General features: G+C 45.9%; 15 protein-coding genes. 6 read left to right on the top strand and 9 right to left on the bottom strand.

The features are described 5' to 3' along the window. Positions 1-269: 269 nt before the first annotated feature. Entirely contained in the window at positions 270-836 is a 567-nt protein-coding gene (locus tag P5G61_RS26690) for a Uma2 family endonuclease (protein WP_301249256.1), read from the bottom strand. A 77-nt stretch (positions 837-913) separates the two neighbouring features. Further along, on the bottom strand, positions 914-3,238 hold the full coding sequence (locus tag P5G61_RS26685; RefSeq protein WP_301249255.1) for a beta-L-arabinofuranosidase domain-containing protein: 2,325 nt from the start codon (positions 3,236-3,238) through the stop codon (positions 914-916). Positions 3,239-3,438: 200 nt separating this feature from the next. Between P5G61_RS26685 and P5G61_RS26680 the strand changes: the two genes are divergently transcribed. Beyond that, positions 3,439-4,206, top strand: coding sequence for an AraC family transcriptional regulator (locus P5G61_RS26680; RefSeq protein ID WP_301249254.1), 768 nt, complete (start codon positions 3,439-3,441; stop codon positions 4,204-4,206). A 166-nt stretch (positions 4,207-4,372) separates the two neighbouring features. Further along, positions 4,373-4,882, top strand: a complete 510-nt coding sequence (locus P5G61_RS26675; protein ID WP_301249253.1) for a GNAT family N-acetyltransferase — start codon at positions 4,373-4,375, stop codon at positions 4,880-4,882. Between the two features lie 143 nt (positions 4,883-5,025). Here P5G61_RS26675 and P5G61_RS26670 read toward each other — a convergent pair whose 3' ends face one another. Continuing rightward, complete coding sequence (locus P5G61_RS26670) at positions 5,026-6,375, bottom strand: amino acid permease (protein WP_301249348.1); 1,350 nt, start codon at positions 6,373-6,375, stop codon at positions 5,026-5,028. Between the two features lie 360 nt (positions 6,376-6,735). Further along, complete coding sequence (locus P5G61_RS26665) at positions 6,736-7,191, bottom strand: GNAT family N-acetyltransferase (RefSeq protein WP_301249252.1); 456 nt, start codon at positions 7,189-7,191, stop codon at positions 6,736-6,738. 256 nt (positions 7,192-7,447) lie between these two features. On the opposite strand from P5G61_RS26665, the gene P5G61_RS26660 reads away from it, so the two are divergent. Continuing rightward, positions 7,448-8,023, top strand: a complete 576-nt coding sequence (locus P5G61_RS26660; protein ID WP_301249251.1) for a GNAT family N-acetyltransferase — start codon at positions 7,448-7,450, stop codon at positions 8,021-8,023. Positions 8,024-8,025: 2 nt separating this feature from the next. Further along, positions 8,026-8,367, top strand: a complete 342-nt coding sequence (locus P5G61_RS26655; RefSeq protein ID WP_301249346.1) for a DUF1801 domain-containing protein — start codon at positions 8,026-8,028, stop codon at positions 8,365-8,367. A 157-nt stretch (positions 8,368-8,524) separates the two neighbouring features. On the opposite strand, the gene P5G61_RS26650 is transcribed toward P5G61_RS26655, so the two are convergent. The 3 genes from P5G61_RS26650 to P5G61_RS26640 form a co-directional block, all read right to left on the bottom strand. Further along, positions 8,525-9,829 carry a DUF1963 domain-containing protein gene (locus tag P5G61_RS26650; protein ID WP_301249249.1) on the bottom strand — a complete coding sequence of 435 codons (1,305 nt, stop codon included), beginning with the start codon at positions 9,827-9,829 and terminating at the stop codon, positions 8,525-8,527. Positions 9,830-9,907: 78 nt separating this feature from the next. After that, complete coding sequence (locus tag P5G61_RS26645) at positions 9,908-11,086, bottom strand: alanyl-tRNA editing protein (protein ID WP_301249247.1); 1,179 nt, start codon at positions 11,084-11,086, stop codon at positions 9,908-9,910. 265 nt (positions 11,087-11,351) lie between these two features. Then, the gene (locus P5G61_RS26640; RefSeq protein WP_301249246.1) at positions 11,352-12,260 is read right to left on the bottom strand and encodes a ketopantoate reductase family protein; all 909 of its coding nucleotides are present in this window, start codon (positions 12,258-12,260) and stop codon (positions 11,352-11,354) included. A gap of 149 nt (positions 12,261-12,409) precedes the next feature. On the opposite strand from P5G61_RS26640, the gene P5G61_RS26635 reads away from it, so the two are divergent. Further along, positions 12,410-12,958: a TetR/AcrR family transcriptional regulator gene (locus P5G61_RS26635; RefSeq protein WP_301249245.1), complete on the top strand. Its 549-nt coding sequence runs from the start codon at positions 12,410-12,412 to the stop codon at positions 12,956-12,958. Between the two features lie 221 nt (positions 12,959-13,179). Here P5G61_RS26635 and dhaK read toward each other — a convergent pair whose 3' ends face one another. Together dhaK and P5G61_RS26625 are read right to left on the bottom strand one after the other, a co-directional pair. Further along, positions 13,180-14,949 carry a dihydroxyacetone kinase subunit DhaK gene (gene dhaK, locus P5G61_RS26630; protein ID WP_301249244.1) on the bottom strand — a complete coding sequence of 590 codons (1,770 nt, stop codon included), beginning with the start codon at positions 14,947-14,949 and terminating at the stop codon, positions 13,180-13,182. Continuing rightward, positions 14,949-16,091: a glycerol dehydrogenase gene (locus P5G61_RS26625; RefSeq protein ID WP_301249243.1), complete on the bottom strand. Its 1,143-nt coding sequence runs from the start codon at positions 16,089-16,091 to the stop codon at positions 14,949-14,951. The genes dhaK and P5G61_RS26625 overlap by 1 nt, the downstream gene beginning before the upstream one ends. Positions 16,092-16,452: 361 nt before the next feature. Between P5G61_RS26625 and P5G61_RS26620 the strand changes: the two genes are divergently transcribed. Next, positions 16,453-17,484 (top strand): PocR ligand-binding domain-containing protein, encoded by a 1,032-nt coding sequence (locus P5G61_RS26620; protein WP_301249242.1) that lies wholly within the window; start codon positions 16,453-16,455, stop codon positions 17,482-17,484. The last annotated feature ends 166 nt before the right edge of the window (positions 17,485-17,650 follow it).

The raw sequence follows: 17,650 nt of genomic DNA, 5'->3' as shown, positions 1-17,650 counted from the left end.
GATGTTGCCTCATTCGGGTGGATTAATATGGATATTCATAATATACGTGGCATGGGCTTATCCCATTTCATCTTTAGAAGGACAACGTGGATAAGATTTTGTAACCTCTGGGAAATGAGCCTTGCGCCCTTGAACCATCGGTGGCGGAAAAAGAAATGTTATCAGGTAATACGTGGAAATATGGAGTGCGTGTTATTTTTTATATAGGACTTATTCGATAAAAAAAACACCCCGACGCCAGCGCCGGAGTGATTATGATGTTTTCAGATCTAATTCAGTTTGAATAAATTCCGAAGCGGAATCTCCAGTTCCGGATATAATACCGATTGAATCGTTTCTTGCTCCGTGTACAGATGACGGTTCTGGTAAGTGCCTTCTTCCAATGTGTACACATGAACGGTCTGATTGCCAGGGTCAACAATCCAGTATTCATTCACGCCATATTTCTGATACAGATTAAACTTTTCATTAAAATCCTTCAGCGCAGTTGAAGGAGACAGCACTTCTATGATTAGAGACGGCGCACCGTGACAGCCGTTTTTGGATATTTGGTCTTTGGAACAAACCACCGATAAGTCCGGTTGGACAACATGGTCAGGTACGTCATACTGTTCATTCTCGCTGAAATAAATGTCAAAGGGAGCAACAAATACGAAACATTTTCGATTCTGAAAAAAAGTACGCAAGGAGAAGTGCAGCTCACCCACAATAAACTGGTGTAATGAGGTGGGCGCTGGAGACGTGCCGTACGCTTTCCCATTAATTAACTCCCAAGTTCCCTCCCAGGTAAGCCAATCCTGAAAACTATAGATGCCTTTATTGTCTGGTTTGGCCACACTCCAACCTCCTCTTTTACCTAATCAGCATTTTGCTTTTAATATACCACTGTGTTTGCCCAATTTCATACAATACCTCATTTACGATAAATGGACTCCGGTTTGCTCCGCGTTGTTCGTACCTCCACAACCTTACCGGCACAACCCTGATCACCCAATGCCTGAAATGCGACCCGAACGCTATCTTTGCCCGACGTAACCGTCTCAGGGATATCATAGGTAACGTAGAATACTTCACCGATTTTGTTCATATGAATCAGCTGTTCACCGACCACCGTTCCATCGACAGTGATATGAAATGTTCTTTCATACTTCGTATCCTTGCGTTCAAAAGGAGAATGATCCCCGCCCCAGTATGCGACACATACATAGTTCGGTGCGGAACCATCCACTGCCAACTGGTAGCTGAAGTAAGCCCCGCTGACACCAAAGGCTTCCCGCCACATATGCAGCTTGTTACGGCCATCTGTATACGAACCGTTATAATGTTCTGCGCGGCAATTGCTATCCAGATGATGTCCGATCTCATCCTGCTGACCATCAGGCTGTACCCTGTCGATGGTAATATCATTTAGCTCCTTCTCCAAAGCATCTCCTGCATCGTTGAACGGCCAATAGACCGTATAGAATTCATGATGCACATCATAGAACGGGATCAGCTTCACCGGTTTGCCATCCGAGGTGACGTCCTTGCTGATCTCAAACGTCAACGTACTTGCGTCTACCACCTTGATCCACTCGTTCACATCCTCCTGCTCCGTCCAGATTACAGGGACAGGTGCGGTCTTGGGATTCAGCGCGGTCTCATCCACGATGGTATCCTCGGGCAGCCCTTCGCTTCCAAGTGCTCCTGCCAGTACAATCGGACCGTACAGGAATGCCACCTTGTGTGCATCGTCCCGGGACGTGTATTGGTGGAGCGACATCGGCAGCGTGATCGTAATGACGTCGCCAGCGGTCCATGCGCGATCGATGGAGAGGTATCCGGCTTCCATCCGGCTATACGGATGCGCCGTATCCCCGTTGACCGTTGCCGTCATTGGCTCTTGCAGCCATGAGGGCACACGTAGTCTAAGATTGGCCGAGGCGCTGCCTTCGGTGATCGTCAGGGTACCCTTTTCCGAATAAGGAAAGTCGGTTTCGAGCTTCAGCGATAGGCCTTGGGATCTCCAGTCCAATTGGGATGCGATATACAGGTTGACGTACAGATCCTGTTCATCCTCGAAATAAATCGCCTCAGCGTATTTGCCCGGGTTCTCCATGCCAGATCCTGTGCAGCACCACCAGGCGGTATCGTGAGTACCGTAGATTTTGTAGTGGCCTTGCAGCGTTGACGCAAAATACGTTTTGTTCCCTGTATCTGGGTCCTGTGTGCCCAGAATGTGGTTGTAGATAGCGTTTTCATAATAATCCATATAGGCACTGTCAGGGTTCCAGGTGTAGAGTTGTTTCGTCAAATGCAGCATGTTGTGGGTACAGCAGCTCTCTCCGGTTTTGATGCCCAGACTCTCCATACCTTTGGCTTCATAATGCTCGGAAATACTCGTCGCACCAAATACGTAAGAACGATGATGAACCGTGGTATCCCAGAAAAACTCCGCTGCTGTCCGGTAACTCTCGTGAGTATGGTCCTGATTGTAAATTTCGGCTGCACCGATGACTTTCGGAATCTGCGTATTGGCATGTTTGCCCTGAAGATCGTCCTGCTGCTGCTCCAACGGTCTGAGGATCAATTGATGGGTGAACTTGTTAGCTATCTCAAGATATAAGGCTTTGCCCGTAATCCCATATAAATGTGCAAATACTTCATTCATGCCCCCGTGCTCACTTTGAAGCATCGCTTGTATCTGTTCTTCTGTCATCGGCAGCAAGCCTTCTACCGCCCAGTCAGCAAAACGTGTTACCACCTCAAGAGCCTGTTGATTCCCTGTTAATTTGTAAGCGTCAATTAGACCACGATAGATTTTGTGCACGCTGTACCAAGGCACCCAGTACTCGCCAATGTTGAAGCCACCAATATGTTCTGCTCGAAAAGCCATGTGGAAAGCTTCTTCAGACAAGCCGCCGATGTACCCGCTGCCTGTTGTCTGTTGAATGGATGTAAGCTCCCTGACGGCATAATCCAGGGTATGTTTTAGCGTTTCATTCCCTGTCGCCTGATAGGTCACAGCCAGGGCAGACAGATAGTGTCCAAGGGAATGCCCACTGATCGAGCGTGCCTCCCATCCCGCGTATCGTTCCTTTTTCGCCAGTAACCCATGGGCCTCAAAACATGGTGCCAGAAAACGATCAATGTCCAGCGATAACAAATACCGTTCCCCCACCTGTTGTGACGTTTGGAAAACGCCATTTAACAGATCCACATGCTCAGGTCCCAAAAAACCTTTTTTCGTTTCAATCATCACACTCACTCCTCCTTGGTATGTAATGAATATTTGGATATACTTTAATGGATGCACGAAGGATAAGGATAAAATCCGTGTTGTGATTCATATTTACCTATCGTTCATTGCCAACCCAACCCTTGAATATCCTCATATTATCAAATAAAATACAACTACATCAGACTCATAATCCAAGAAAAGGTGGAGAAATCCGTCCTATGCCAAAGCCATTGCAACATTACCTGTGCGGCAAGTTCATATCCGAAGGCAACTGGAGCCACATGAAGCGCAGCATGCCTGTTCACGAGATTATTTTGATGCTGGAAGGCGAGATGAACATTGCGGAGGAGGACGAGCAGTACGTACTTCATGCCAATGATCTGCTATTTCTGAGGGCTGGGCGTACCCATTATGGCTATCAGGTCAGCGATGCTCCCGTCAGCTTTTACTGGGTTCATTATGATTCGAATGAGGAAGAGTTTGACCAGTATCCCACCTATACGACCATTCAGGTTCCGTCCACGGCTAATCAGCTGTTCAAGCAGCTGCTGCATTGTTCATCATTCTCGCCGCAAGAAGCAGATGCCGCATTGCTGCTGCTGCTCAAAGAGCTGGAACGCAACACACAGGCGGGTTATCGACCACACAATGCAATCGTTGACCATATCTGCAAGTGGGTGGATATTCATCTGCATACCGACATTTCGGTAGCCAAGATTGCCGAGACTTTTAATTTTAACAAGGACTACATCTCCAAAATGGTGAAACGCGAGAAAGGCATCGGGCTCAAAACCTATATCCTCACCGAACGGATTCACCGAGCCAAGCAGATGCTGCTCAATACCAATGCCAGTGTGAAAGAAATAGCGGGACAATGCGGGTTTTCCGATTACAAACTGTTCCTGCGCATGTTCAAGCAATACGAAGGCAATACACCAACCGAATATCGCAATAATTTGTATTCCACACAGCTCAATCGCCTATAATGAACCTTAACCATGCGAACCTTGAGTGTGCTTGTTCGGATAGACCAACTCATAGAATTTCATGAGCCATATATAGAAAATTTGAATGAATCCAGTACCCTCAGGTGTGTTACAATTCAAGTCAGCTATATCTCTTATCAAACCATGATCAGAAGGAGAACTTGAGATGACAACCGCAGTAACGATTCATCCCGCTACAGAAGCTGACCATGAAGAAATTGTACATATTCTCATTGAAAGTTACTCCGAGTACCGGGACACGTTCCAAACACAGGAACAATGGGAACATTATTTGAAGGATATTCGAGAATCGCCGAGTAATCCTTATATCAAGCATTTATGGGTTGCCAAAATAGATGATCAAATTGTCGGATCGGTTCAATTGTTTGAGACCGCACACAAGGCTTATCCGACCTTCGAGTTACCCATTGATTATCCATTTATTCGGCTGTTGGGCGTGAATCCCAAGTGGAGAGGCCATGGCATTGCCAGGGAACTGCTTCAACAATGTGTTGAATCTGCTAAGGGCATGGGTAAAAACACGGTGTATTTATATACAGGCGGCCAGATGGTCAACGCGATCAGACTATACGAACGTTTCGGATTTGTAGAAGACCCCGAATTCAGTTCCGAGAGTAGTGAAGGCAAAGCGATCTGCTACCGATATGATTCGTAACTCTAGCAAACGGTATTGAGCGTGGATCGCAGGAAAGAAAGATAACAGGTAAATAACGGTATGGTGTTATTTACGCAAAAAGGCCGCTCAACAAGAGCGGCCTTTTATTTTTTTAATTGAATTCATTTTAATATAACTTAATTTTATGCCCGTCCATTCGTCTTCCTGAATCGGATCAGGGACCAGATAATCATTACAGCAAGTACGGTGAGACAGATGCCAATGCTAAAACGATTGCTCTCATCAAACACGAACATGACGGCAATCACGCCTAGACACAGTACCGCGGCTCCGGTGATATACGGAAATCCCCAGACTTTAAATGTCGGTTGTACCGGATATCTCTTACGCAGCTTCAGCTGTGAAGTGGCAATACAGATCCACACCAGCATCACGACAAATCCTGGAACCGCCAGCAACACGCGGAAGAGCTGATCTTGTGCGAACAGCCCCAGCATGGAGCCTCCAAGCAGAATGACGGCACACACCAGAAGTGTATTCACCGGGCTTCCGTTACGATTCGTTTGAGATAACACCTTGGGTGCTTCACCACCCACCGCCATGGAGTGCATCATCCGGGATGCACCGTATATGCCCGAATTCGCAGCAGACAGAACGGCGGTCACCAGTATAAAGTTCATAATATGTGCTGCACCCGGCAGTCCTGTGGAAGCCAGCACCTGTACAAAGGGGCTGCTTTCTGGCCCCAACTCATTCCAAGGAATAAGCCCACAGATGATGAGAATCGGAAGCGTGAAGAACAAAATAATTCTCAGCATGAAGTTCCCCACAATTTTGGGCATCACCTTGTCCGCATTTTCCGTCTCCGTTAAGGTCAAGCCAATCAGCTCAGATCCTCCATACGAGAACATGACGACCAGCAATGCCGAGAAAATCGATGACCACCCATTAGGGAAGAAACCGCCTGCTTGCGTGTAATTTTGCAGATAAGGTGTATTGTCACTTGGAATGATCCCGAAGATCAGACCCGCCCCGAGGATAATAAAAATAATAATCATGGCGATTTTAATGCCAGCCAGCCAAAATTCAAATTCCCCAAATACGCCTACACTAAGCAGGTTAATCAGTATTATAAACACCGCACACGCCAGACTAAGCATCCACAGCGGCACTTCCGTGAACCAGTACTGCAAAAAGCTGCCTGCGGCAATTACCTCAATTACACATACCGATAACCACAGGAAACAGTACATCCATCCCATAATAAAGGAGACTCTACTGCCGAATGCTTCCTGTACAAAATCCTTCATATTTTTGTTCTTGTATACCGTAGCCATCTCTGCCATTGCAGCCATGACAACCAGTAACAGTAACCCTGCAAAAATGTACGTTACAATGACTCCCGGTCCTGCGAGTCCAATCGTTTCGGCGCTTCCTTTGAAAATTCCGGTTCCAATGACACCGCCCATAGCCATGAAGCTAATATGTCTTGGTTTAAGTTTCTTCTGCAATGTTCCTTCTGTCTGAGCCAATTCCAATCCTCCTGATGTAAAAAACGTCTGTATTCCTGTTTCAATGTTTACATAAACATAATGTCCAGTATACCCTATTGTCCATGCCTCAGCCCAGCAGTTCCGTAAGGCCAATTCATCCCAAACCGATGCTGACATGACGTATGTTTTATACCCTACAATGATAAGAGCCAATCTGTATCATCACAACTCATATATCTGAATACATTCTACTCTTCTTCCGATCATCTAATATGTATGATTTGTTGCAATCCACCACTATGCAAAAAACAATTATGCACACACAAAAACCAGCGGTCTGTATACAACAGAATACTGGTTTCCTATGTTCCCGCTATGTTTTACTGCCTAACATGTAATTTATAATTCCTTCGTCATAAAAGCGCTGTTTGGGTCCAAATGATAATCTGCGAATGGATCACAGTAAACAAATCCAAATTCCTCATACAGCTTCCGCGCCGGGATAAAAGAATCCATTGAACCCGTCTCCAGACTGATTCGTTTATACCCCCGATTCTGGGCAACCTCGATAATATAAGCCAGAATTTGTCTCGCCACGCCTTTTCTCAGGTGAGCCACTGCTGTACGCATGGATTTCAATTCTGCATGCTCCGAATTTAGTTCTTTCATCGCACCACAGCCCAGCAGTTCTTTCCCTTCCCATGCGCACCAGAATGAAATCTCCGGTTTCTTCAATCCATCCAGATCCAGAGCGTGAATGCTTTCCGGCGGTGAATCTTCTGCCATGCCCTGCAGATGTTCTGCAATTAATCCAATCACTTGAGGGCCGCTCAAATCGTCTACTTTGATCTCCACATCTACCACTCCTGCCGACAATTTTGTTATATGCTGTGACACTGAATATATATCTATTATTTATATAGTACTACCATGATAGGTTTTCTGACAACAGCTTTAAAAACACGAATGAAATGTCTATTGTGATACCCTGAAATTTCCATTATAGTGAGGCTATCTGAAACCAAAAGGAGCGAAGAATATTGCGTAGCAGCCATATAACGAATTGTCGTATTGAGGTGAAACAAACTTAACTTATTCAAAGGAGACCAACATGACACTATCGACTGAAAACCTGTTTTATAGCAAACGATTGAAAATGACTCCGCCCCGTGCAGAAGACGTGCAGACCATGCTGCAATGGAATGAAGATCCCGAATATTTGCGAAATGTGGATACGGATATTGCCATTCCTTTTTCGGAAAAGCAACTTGAAGATGAAGGTGAGACGAAGGACAAGGAAGTTTACTTCCGGCTTCGAACACGTGAGGATGAACAACTGATCGGATTTGTTGTCATTCACAGCATTGAATGGAACAACCGGTGCGGACAGCTTGCCATTGGCATCGGACTCGCAGAGCATCGCAACAAGGGATACGGAACGGAAGCGTTGAATCTTATTTTGCGGTATGCCTTCCATGAATTGAATCTGGATCGGGTAGGTCTGGATGTCATCGCCTATAACGCAAAGGGCATACGTGCCTATGAGAAGGTCGGCTTTCAGCTGGAAGGTCGCGCCAGATCAGCTGTGTATCGTGACGGCAAGCGCTACGATCGCTTATGGATGGGCATTCTACGACCGGAATGGGAAGCACACAATCAGATCAATGTGGAGGGTGGACAAGCATGAATATGAATGCGGAAGTCACTGAATTTATCGAACAGATCCCGGTTCCCTGGCAAGTCCAGGTTGCAAGCAAACTGCGGGAGTTGGTACATGAGTCCATCCCTGAAGTCCAGGAACGTGTGCAATACAAGAAACCTCATTTCCTGAAAAACGGTAAATACGCGGCGGTCATTTCCCCGTCCAAGCCAGCAGTATCCTTCACGATCTTCAATGCAACTGGACTTGAACTGCCAGTTGGGATATTCGAAGGCCCAACTGAACGCAAAACCATCAAGATCAAGGAAAAAGATACGCCGGACTATGAGTGGCTGGCTGGCCTTCTTACACAGGCATCTGCAGAACTCTAAACGTTAGAGAAAAAGGCCAACCAGCATATGGTTGACCTAATCATACGAAAGGGGCTTCCCATCATGTTGAAGCCATATGGGATAGCCCCTATTGGGTATGCTGCTGTCATAACACCTAAATCGCTTCTATGAATTAAAAAAATCATTGCTTCCTTCATCAGGACTGTTGATAAGATACCGCAGTCATCTGGCACGGCTCGCAAATGAACATGTAATACATGCCATCTCCGTATTCCTCAACCTCGCCCCAGTCCAGTTGTCCGACAGCCTTCATTCTCATGGAACAGCATGGGCAGATCGGATACTCCGCGTCCTGAACCCATCCGGGATGGCCCCCGATCTGGGATGCAGAAGGTTCCATCGCCCACTCACTGGCATGGAACGCATGACGGGGTACAGTCGCAATCCGGAACTGCCGGCCTGCATCCGGTGCAAGCTGAACATCGTCATCCGGGTCAAGATCATCCGATCCCACGGGCATCACATTATGCACACTCCAGCACGGTTCACCTGCTGAATCCATCTCCATATAAACGACGCCATAACAGCTGCATATCATGCAAGTCTGCACTTGAAGTCGCTCACTGTTCCAAGCCACGTCCTGCAATGCCGGATGCCGTACATCCAGATCAATTAAGGTCGTTAACGGACTGCCACACCACTCACAGTTATCGCTACTTCCCAACAGCATAGAGATTGGATCGCCAATTAACGTGTCGTCGGCCCCTGCATTCTTTTTTACTTTATAGAGTGCATAACTTGGGGTGATGAATAAATCCCTGCGCTGGCCTTCATTCGTCAACCCCCAACCGGCTTCGGTTGCATAGTGCTCTGGTGCGACATGTAACTGATCTGCCCAGCGAGGCGGCGACTGCCTCCATTGCTGGAACTGGTGTACGACAACTTCATCTCCAATATAGGCAAGCATAAGCAATAGATTATTCCGATACTCATTATCGATATTCACCTGCTGCAAGAGTTGATCACGTACTTCGGCAGAGGCACTTTTATACATAACGGCAGGGTAGTATATCTCGTGCTCCAACAGCTCAGGAATCTGTGCACACAACGAGGTATCATGGTAACAAACCAGATATACCAAAATGTCTTTACCTGTATCCTCATCCCCTGTACGAATTCGTTGCATCGCATAATCGATCAGGAGAGCTTGCTGCTCTGTAGACAAGGACAGATATACCTGTTCTTTGGAATGCTTATATGGCACATAACGGATTAGTGGATCATGAACATGGCTTGTATGCATGATTTTCAAAATCTCTACCGGGTCTGTCATTCCCTCATACAAGTTCACGTCGCGCCGATTGGCTTCAATGTATTTTTGATGCGCCTCACGTTCCATCTCCTGTTTGCAAGGCATGCAGTACCCACCTGTTTTGGCAGCCGTTGCTGGCAAAATCGTATTTGCGCAACCCTCCCGTATACACGGAATGCGTTCTGTCATCTACGGGTACCTCCTCTGCTTATCATCCCGCTTTACGATCTACTTAGCTCAATTCATATCGATTAGCGGGATGGTTGATCAGTGATGTCCCAGTTGATCCTTCGTAAATTCATAAAATGCGATGGCATCTTCGCTGCTGGCAAAGCCCGCCTGAGCCATCTTGTCGCTGCCTCCGCCTTTGCCCTGGTAGGCTCCGAGATTGCCCTTGAAGAAAGGTCCACAAGCCCACTCCGGCGGCTGTCCGTTCTGTGCCAGAACAACTTTGGCCTCCGAGATGCTCGCAAAGAGTACGAGTCCCTCATGTTCCGATGTCAGCTTGGTCGCCAGACTCTGCATATCCTTGAGCGATTTGTCCTCAAATATTTGAGCAATGACCAGCCCTTCCCGTGCAGATAAAAGCTCCTGCGCATAATATGCGTCATTGGAAGCCTTCAGAGCGTTCAGCTCTGCTTGCAGCTGCTTTTGATCCGCTTCCATTTTATCAATCCGATCCGCCAGTTCTTCCCGGCTGGTCTTCAATTTGGCCGAAATTCCGGTCAGCACGCTTTGCGCAGCGTTGAACTCGTTCAGTGCCCGGTATCCGCATTTAAAATAAATCCGGGTGCTGCCCTTCATTTTCTCGGTTTTCAACAGTTTAATGATCCCGATCTCACCTGTGGCTGACACATGTGTTCCTCCGCAAGCGTTATATTCCACACCCTCGATCTCCACGATACGAATATCTTCGGTTACAGAAGGCTGCTTCACCAGAGGCAGACGTGCCGCTTCTTCCGCAGTGACCCAGGAACTGCTGATTCTGGCATTCCGGTAAATCTGATGATTGGCCTCCGATTCAATTGCAGCCAGTTGGTTCGCTCCCAGTTCGGCTGCGGCCACATCAATCGTGATGTAATCTGTCCCCAAATGAAAACTGACCGTCATCGCATCTGCCAGCTTCAGCGTAATAGCCGAGAGCAAATGCTGTCCGCTATGCTGCTGCATATGATCGAATCTGCGCTGCCAATCAATTTGGCAGTCAACGTCATTCTGCTCGGGCGCACGCTCCAGCTTGTGCAGCACCTCACCATCTTCACTAATTACATCCAACACGGCAATGCCGCCGATCTGTCCCAGATCACAAGGCTGTCCACCCCCATGCGGATAAAAGGCTGTCTCCGCCAGCGTGACATATATACCGTCTTCCTTGTCCATTCTGCCTGTAATTTGTGTATGCCACTCCCGTGTGTATGCGGAGTCATAATATATTTTTTGCGTCATCGAATCATCCCGATCCCTTCTCGTTCAAAGTAGAGTGCTGCTTAGCATTTTAACGAATGCATCGTCACTTTCTGATCTATGCAAAATCCTTATGTACCTGATCTCCAGATTACACTATCTGGCATAAACAAGCCAAGTTTCAGCCTGCAAGCATTCCTTTTTCATATCAAAAAGACCGCTCTGCAAGTCATGCTACAGGGGCGGTCATGTGAATATCAGCAGCATGACGTTACAACGTACTAACCCTACATCTCTGTTTTCGTTCTTAGGGTGTGATATCTTTTTGACTTAAAAACTTCAATAAATCGTTATTCAGCTGCACAACTTCGTTGTTTGCACTACTCGCATAGTCCGGCAACATCATATCCTTCACCATTTTAGTCCGCAACCATAGCATAAAGAACAAATCCAAAATCAAATCTGGACATGTGAGCACTATTTTAAATGCAGATGGATTAATAGCAACGCCCGCTTTTTGCATGGCCCTTAAATACGCTTTTAGAATGAATGTTATTTGGTGTGCCGTTTTTCTCATTCTGACTGTTTTTTCGTCCACGATCTTATTTTCCAAATGTAAAAAGCTAAGCATTGCAATGTCTGATACGGCATGTGTTATTAGATACGTTCTCATATCCTTATTTATTGCACAGGGAAGTTTTGCTGTTTTGAATATTTTTGCCAGGTTCTCTACACGTTCTGTCACTAAACCACTAATTTCTCCGAACACTGTAGTCACCAGAATCTTTGGTGGAATTCGGGCATACAATATTCCTTCTTTAATCTGTCCGCCAACACCGGGAAAAGCGGGTAAAAGTCTATCTCCAACCATATCTAGCCACGAAGAAAATCCAATTGAATTATTAGTCATTGTAACAATATTTTTGCTTTGATTGTCTTGTAGTGCTAACAACGCTGATTCGGATCGATCATAACGAACTGTAACGAAAATAAAATCATATATATCATCATTTTCAAGCGTATCAATGACATTGACTTTTATAGCTTTAACCGTACCTTTTTCATTATACTGCAGGCCATTTTCTTTCAATGTTTTAAATCGATTAGAACGTGCAAACATAGTAACGTCAAGCCCTGCTTCAATGAATCTCATTGCGTATATGCTCCCTATAACACCTGCACCATAAATTAAAATTCTATTTTGTTTAACGGACATAACAATCCTCCCTCTTTTTTGAATAATCTCTCTTGACTATGCAACAACGTGTTGTATGATTTAATCATAAATCGTTATTATGCCTTTGATCAAACATCAGTTTTTAAATATTTGTCGGATGATACTCTTGTTACCGATAGGAGAAAAAAATGAAAAAGCAGCCCCAAATCACGGAAAAAACTAGACAAACGTTTATCAATGTTTTTTGTGAATTATATAGTCAAAAGCCGATTGAAAAAATCTCGGTTCAAGAGATTACGAATAAGGCGGGATATAACCGCAGCACATTTTATCAATACTTTACTGATATTTACGAACTGTTAGACTTTGTTGAAAATGACTTATTGAACTACATAAAAGAAGAATTGGCGAAAAAAGAGCTCTCTTCACATACTGTTCAAGATGCGCTTCATTGTTTGGAAAACAAGGAATATCTCTCGGTTCTCAATGCCTTTTTGGGCGATTATGGCAGTATTCGTTTTTTAGAACGCTTGAAAAGAGAAATCACCCTTGGCAGATTGGAATTAAACCTACCGCCAGACAGCTCCATCACGCCATACTTGATTGAGTTTCACATCTCAACATCACTCTCTTTATTTCGTCTTTGGCTCCAGCGACAAAAGGATTTATCACCAGAAGAATTTTTTGAGTTAGTGGATACTCTATATACAAAAGGGGTAACGCCTTATTCTGAATGAATCTACTTAGACGCATTCAATAAAATAGCAGAGCAAAACCACGTCAAAATAGGAGTCAGATCGTAAACGATCAATAAAAAAAGCCACCAATTAAAATTGAGGCCACTGAAAACTATCGGTTAATATTTAATATGTTCCCGAAATGAGAAACGAGCCTTAGAAGCGATTCTAGAGGCTCGTTTTATTGTAGATTTTTTTAAGTTACTGACTGCACTCCATTTTTATTTCATTGAATCCGACAGCTCTGTGAAAATAACCCCCAGCGCATATGCGCCAGCATCTGGGTATCCGAGACTGCGATCACCAACAGCACCCGCGCGGCCCATACGTGCCACGATGTCTTCAGTTTTCTTCGCACCTTCTACTGCTGCTTCCGCACCTTTGGCAAATGCCGTTTTGAAGTCGTCTCCGGACTTCGCACTTTGCGTCCAGGCATCGGCACAAGGAACGAGTGCGTCAATTAATGTTTTGTCACCCACAACGGCACCACGTCCAAAGGAACGCTCACCAGTGGATTGAATCCCTTGAACTGCCGCTTGCATCATATCAGCGAATTCTGAAACGTTCAATTGCTGCTTGTCACCTACGGATTTGCCTGCTGCTCGGAATGCCGAACCCCAGATGGGACCGGATGCACCGCCGCAGTATTCCATAATAACAAGAGAGCATGCATCGAGAAATGAACCGATATTCTTTTTCTCTTCGTTTACGATATGGTTCCATTCGCGCTTGAGTTGTCTGAAGCCCTTCGCTACGCTCATGCCAAAGTCGCCGTCCCCCGCATGGGAATCCAGTTCACAGAACGGCACTTCGTTCTTAATGATAATCTCACTCATCTTATCGATCAGGTAAACGATATTATCCAGAGAGAATTGATTGTTGCTGATCACCGCAGACGTTGCCGATGTCTCCACTTCATAGGATACAGGCGCATCTTCAGTCACGACAGCTTCCAACGCTTCGGAATACGCCACTTGCGCTACCGGAGGACCAGACACTTTGAACGCCGGTGTGTCACTTTCCTTGAACAACAACGTCTTCAGTTCATCGTCCAGTTTCAGGATGGTTACCGATGCACCTGCCATATCGATGCTCGTCATGTAATTGCCAACAAATGTAGCAGCTACATGCAGGCCTGAACGCTGTGCCAGCTCACGCTGAACCGAGTTGTTAAGGAGATAAAGCTCCTGTAAAGGTGTCGCGCCAAAGCCATTGACAAGCACAGCAATCTCAGCGGATGCATCGCTGTCCAGCTTCATGTCTGCAAGCAGTGCTTCAACCATACGCCCTGCAAGCTCGTCCGCGGATACCAATTTCTCTCGGCGAATGCCTGGCTCACCATGAATCCCTACACCGAACTCCATCTCATCTTCAGCGATTTCAAATGTCGGCGTGCCTTTGGCAGGCACGGTACAGGAGGTGAATCCAAATCCGATGCTGCGTACATTCTGTGCTGCTTTATCAGCAACGGATTTCACCTCTGTCAGACTGCGGCCTTCTTCGGCTGCGGCACCAGCGATTTTGTGTACCAATACGGTTCCGGCTACGCCGCGACGTCCTACCGTATACAAGCTGTCTTGTACAGCAATGTCATCTTCAACCCGCACATATTGAACGTCTATGCCATCTTCCGCTGCAAGATGCGCCGCATTTTTGAAGTTCATCATGTCGCCACTGTAGTTTTTGATAATTAGCAGCGTGCCCTTCTTGCTGGCTGTGGCCTTGATCGCCTGATACACCTGAATCTGGGAAGGGGATGCGAATACATCTCCACAGACCGCAGCATCCAGCATGCCTTTACCTACATAACCCGCATGAGCCGGTTCGTGTCCACTACCGCCTCCGCTGATGAGGCTGACTTTATCCCCGTTAATCTCTCTCCGTTTAATGACCTTATATTTTTTCAAAAATTCAAGCTCCGGGTGCGCCAGCGCAATCCCGTTGCACATTTCCATGACAACATTTTCAGCCTGATTGATAATTTTCTTCATTATTTCGCCTCCCGGCGAGCTGCTTTGTAGTCCCGTCCCATACGATCAGCCGCTGCAATGGCAGCAGCCACTTCAGGAACAGTAATTGGGAACGGCATGGCGTGAATGGATTCTTCCGGAATACATGCGATCTCGGCCACCTTCAACAACTCTTCCTGACTAATGGTATCTACACCGATATCCGCCAAGCTTACAGGCAGTCCCACTGCGAGACAGAAGTCCATGACTTCATGCAGCTCTACGGTTGGTGCATTTTCAAGGACGAGTTGTGCAATCGTACCGAATGATACTTTCTCACCGTGGAAGAAGTGATGTGTACCCTCCAGAACAGTCAACCCATTGTGGATTGCATGTGCTGCAGCCAGACCGCCACTCTCAAATCCAAGACCAGACAACAGAATGTTTGTCTCGACGATATTTTCCAGCGCTTGAGTCACGACGTTGCTGTCACTGGCTACTTTCGCTTTCAATCCGTCAGTCAGCAGCATTTCATAACAAAGTTTCGCAAGGGCAAGTGCTGCATTGGTACCTACCGCAGATGGGGTGTATCCTTCACGGGAACCCATCGGCAAACTAGCGTTCACACGAGAGTACGATTTCGCTGTAGCTCTTGCCTCGAAGTACGTAGACAACGCGTCACCCATACCTGATACGAGAAAACGAGTTGGTGCGTTTGCGATAACGGTTGTATCCACGAGAACAACACTTGGGCTTTGTTTGAAATAAGCGTAGTCATCAAAAGCACCTTCTGGCGTGTACAGCACAGCCGAGTGACTCGTTGGTGCATCTGTTGCTGCGATCGTTGGGCAGATGATCAACGCCTCGCCTTCTGCTACACATTTGGCTGCATCAATCGCTTTACCGCCGCCGAGACCGATGGTACATGTGCATCCTTTTTCTTTCGCAATTTCCTGGAGACGAGCGACTTCCTCACGGGAACATTCTCCTCTAAAACCGCTTTCAACAAACGTAATATTGAATTTCTGTGCCGTTGCATCGAGCTTCGCCTTTACACGCTGTACATCATCGGGATGCGCGATCAGTAATGCAGATTCACCAAAGGATTTCACAAAGTAACCCAGGTTCAACAGCTCATCTTCGCCTTGCACGTATTTCGTTGGACTAATAAATGCTTTTCTCATAATGATATATGCCTCCTATGGATGATATAAGTTCGTTAACGGTATTATTTACCTACATGCCTTCAACAAGGCTACCTGATGTAATTCTTGGATGAACTTATATTAAATTTTGAATGCTCAACATTAATTCTAAATATAACTCATGCATGTCCGGGTTACAGTGGACTTTGATAACAAATTATTATAATTTGCAATCGTAAATTTTTGCTTTTCAGCAGAATCATGGTATCTTATTGTCATGAGATGGGTGAATTTTGACATCTTCAATATATTACCCGTCATGAACTCATCTTAATATGTACAACTTGCTAACTTTTAACGAACGAAATCATTCAACAGGTTAGCCAGGGAGGTTTTACCCGTGATTAAAGAATATCTGCATATCAATAAAATCCTCGACCTGAATAAATGGAAGCGCCTACAGGATTCTCTTGCCACTGTGACCAAGCTGGCTATTCTAACCGTCGATTATAAAGGCATTCCCGTAACCAGCCATAGCAGCTGCCAAGCCTTTTGCCAAAATGTACGTAAAGATCCCGAACTCCTTCCCTACTGCCAGAAATGTGATTCTCGTGGTGGTCTGGAAGCGGTTCGATTGAATGAGCCTTATGTCTACCTGTGCCATTTCAATATTGTGGACATCGCCATTCCGATCACGATTGATGGGAAATATATCGGCGCCGTAATGGCAGGGCAAGTAAAACTCGCTGATCCCGAGAAAGGAACGGATCTGGAACAGATTGTTACTTCCAAGAACGTTCCCCTGCATGAAGCCAAGCTGAAGGCGTTACAGGACGATTATGATAAGCTGCCTGTCATGACCTATGAAGAAGTTGTGAAAATCTCCAATATGTTATCCCTATTATGCAGTTACATTGTAGAGGAAGCGCTGAACAAAAATTTGCTGGTGGAAATGTTCGAGAAAGCTTCAGGAAATCAGGAGTCTCTGAATCTGTCCACCATTCTGCCCGGATACTCCATCCGAAATATTGAGTCGATCAAAAAAGAGATGACCAATGCGATTGCCGATGCCTACCTCAAAAACAGTCCGAGCGAAACGGAAAGCTCCAGCCCGGTGCTTCAGCCTGCTTTTGAATACATTCACAGTCACAAAAGTGAGCAAGTCTCGCTCAAACAAATGGCCGATCTGTGCCACCTGAGTCCAAGTTATTTTAGCAGGCTGTTTGCCAAGGAAACGGGTGAGAACTTCACAACCTATATTGCACGGCTCAAAATCAAATGGGCGAAGCAGCTGCTGGAGGTTACGGACATGCCCGTGTCGCAGATCAGTGATGAACTGGGGTTCAATGAATCCGGTTATTTTATCAAAATATTCAAAAAATTCGAGGAGATTACACCTGCCCTCTATCGCAAGTACATGCAGAAGCAATGAGCAAGCCTAAATACAACCGCAAGTTTTAGTTCCGCTGGAAGGCTCGTTGATATCTTTTTTCGTATCAAAGTTGAGGTTAAAATATATTTCCCCTATTAATCTGCCATGGCTACAATGGAGTCCAGATTACTTAGGGAGGCGTCACAAATAGAATATCGCAAATTGG

It is taken from the genome of Paenibacillus vandeheii (genome assembly GCF_030433635.1).
Taxonomy (GTDB): domain Bacteria; phylum Bacillota; class Bacilli; order Paenibacillales; family Paenibacillaceae; genus Paenibacillus; species Paenibacillus vandeheii.
The sequence above is the reverse complement of the archived record's forward strand: the minus strand, read 5'-3'. Positions and strand labels throughout refer to the sequence as shown.

Coding starts and splice junctions, on each gene's coding strand:
- P5G61_RS26680 (WP_301249254.1), top strand. CDS start 3,439: ATGCCAAAGCCATTGCAACATTACCTGTGCGGCAAGTTCATATCCGAA.
- dhaK (WP_301249244.1), bottom strand. CDS start 14,949: ATGAAGAAAATTATCAATCAGGCTGAAAATGTTGTCATGGAAATGTGC.
- P5G61_RS26625 (WP_301249243.1), bottom strand. CDS start 16,091: ATGAGAAAAGCATTTATTAGTCCAACGAAATACGTGCAAGGCGAAGAT.
- P5G61_RS26675 (WP_301249253.1), top strand. CDS start 4,373: ATGACAACCGCAGTAACGATTCATCCCGCTACAGAAGCTGACCATGAA.
- P5G61_RS26660 (WP_301249251.1), top strand. CDS start 7,448: ATGACACTATCGACTGAAAACCTGTTTTATAGCAAACGATTGAAAATG.
- P5G61_RS26685 (WP_301249255.1), bottom strand. CDS start 3,238: ATGATTGAAACGAAAAAAGGTTTTTTGGGACCTGAGCATGTGGATCTG.
- P5G61_RS26640 (WP_301249246.1), bottom strand. CDS start 12,260: ATGTCCGTTAAACAAAATAGAATTTTAATTTATGGTGCAGGTGTTATA.
- P5G61_RS26650 (WP_301249249.1), bottom strand. CDS start 9,829: ATGACAGAACGCATTCCGTGTATACGGGAGGGTTGCGCAAATACGATT.
- P5G61_RS26635 (WP_301249245.1), top strand. CDS start 12,410: ATGAAAAAGCAGCCCCAAATCACGGAAAAAACTAGACAAACGTTTATC.
- P5G61_RS26645 (WP_301249247.1), bottom strand. CDS start 11,086: ATGACGCAAAAAATATATTATGACTCCGCATACACACGGGAGTGGCAT.
- P5G61_RS26655 (WP_301249346.1), top strand. CDS start 8,026: ATGAATGCGGAAGTCACTGAATTTATCGAACAGATCCCGGTTCCCTGG.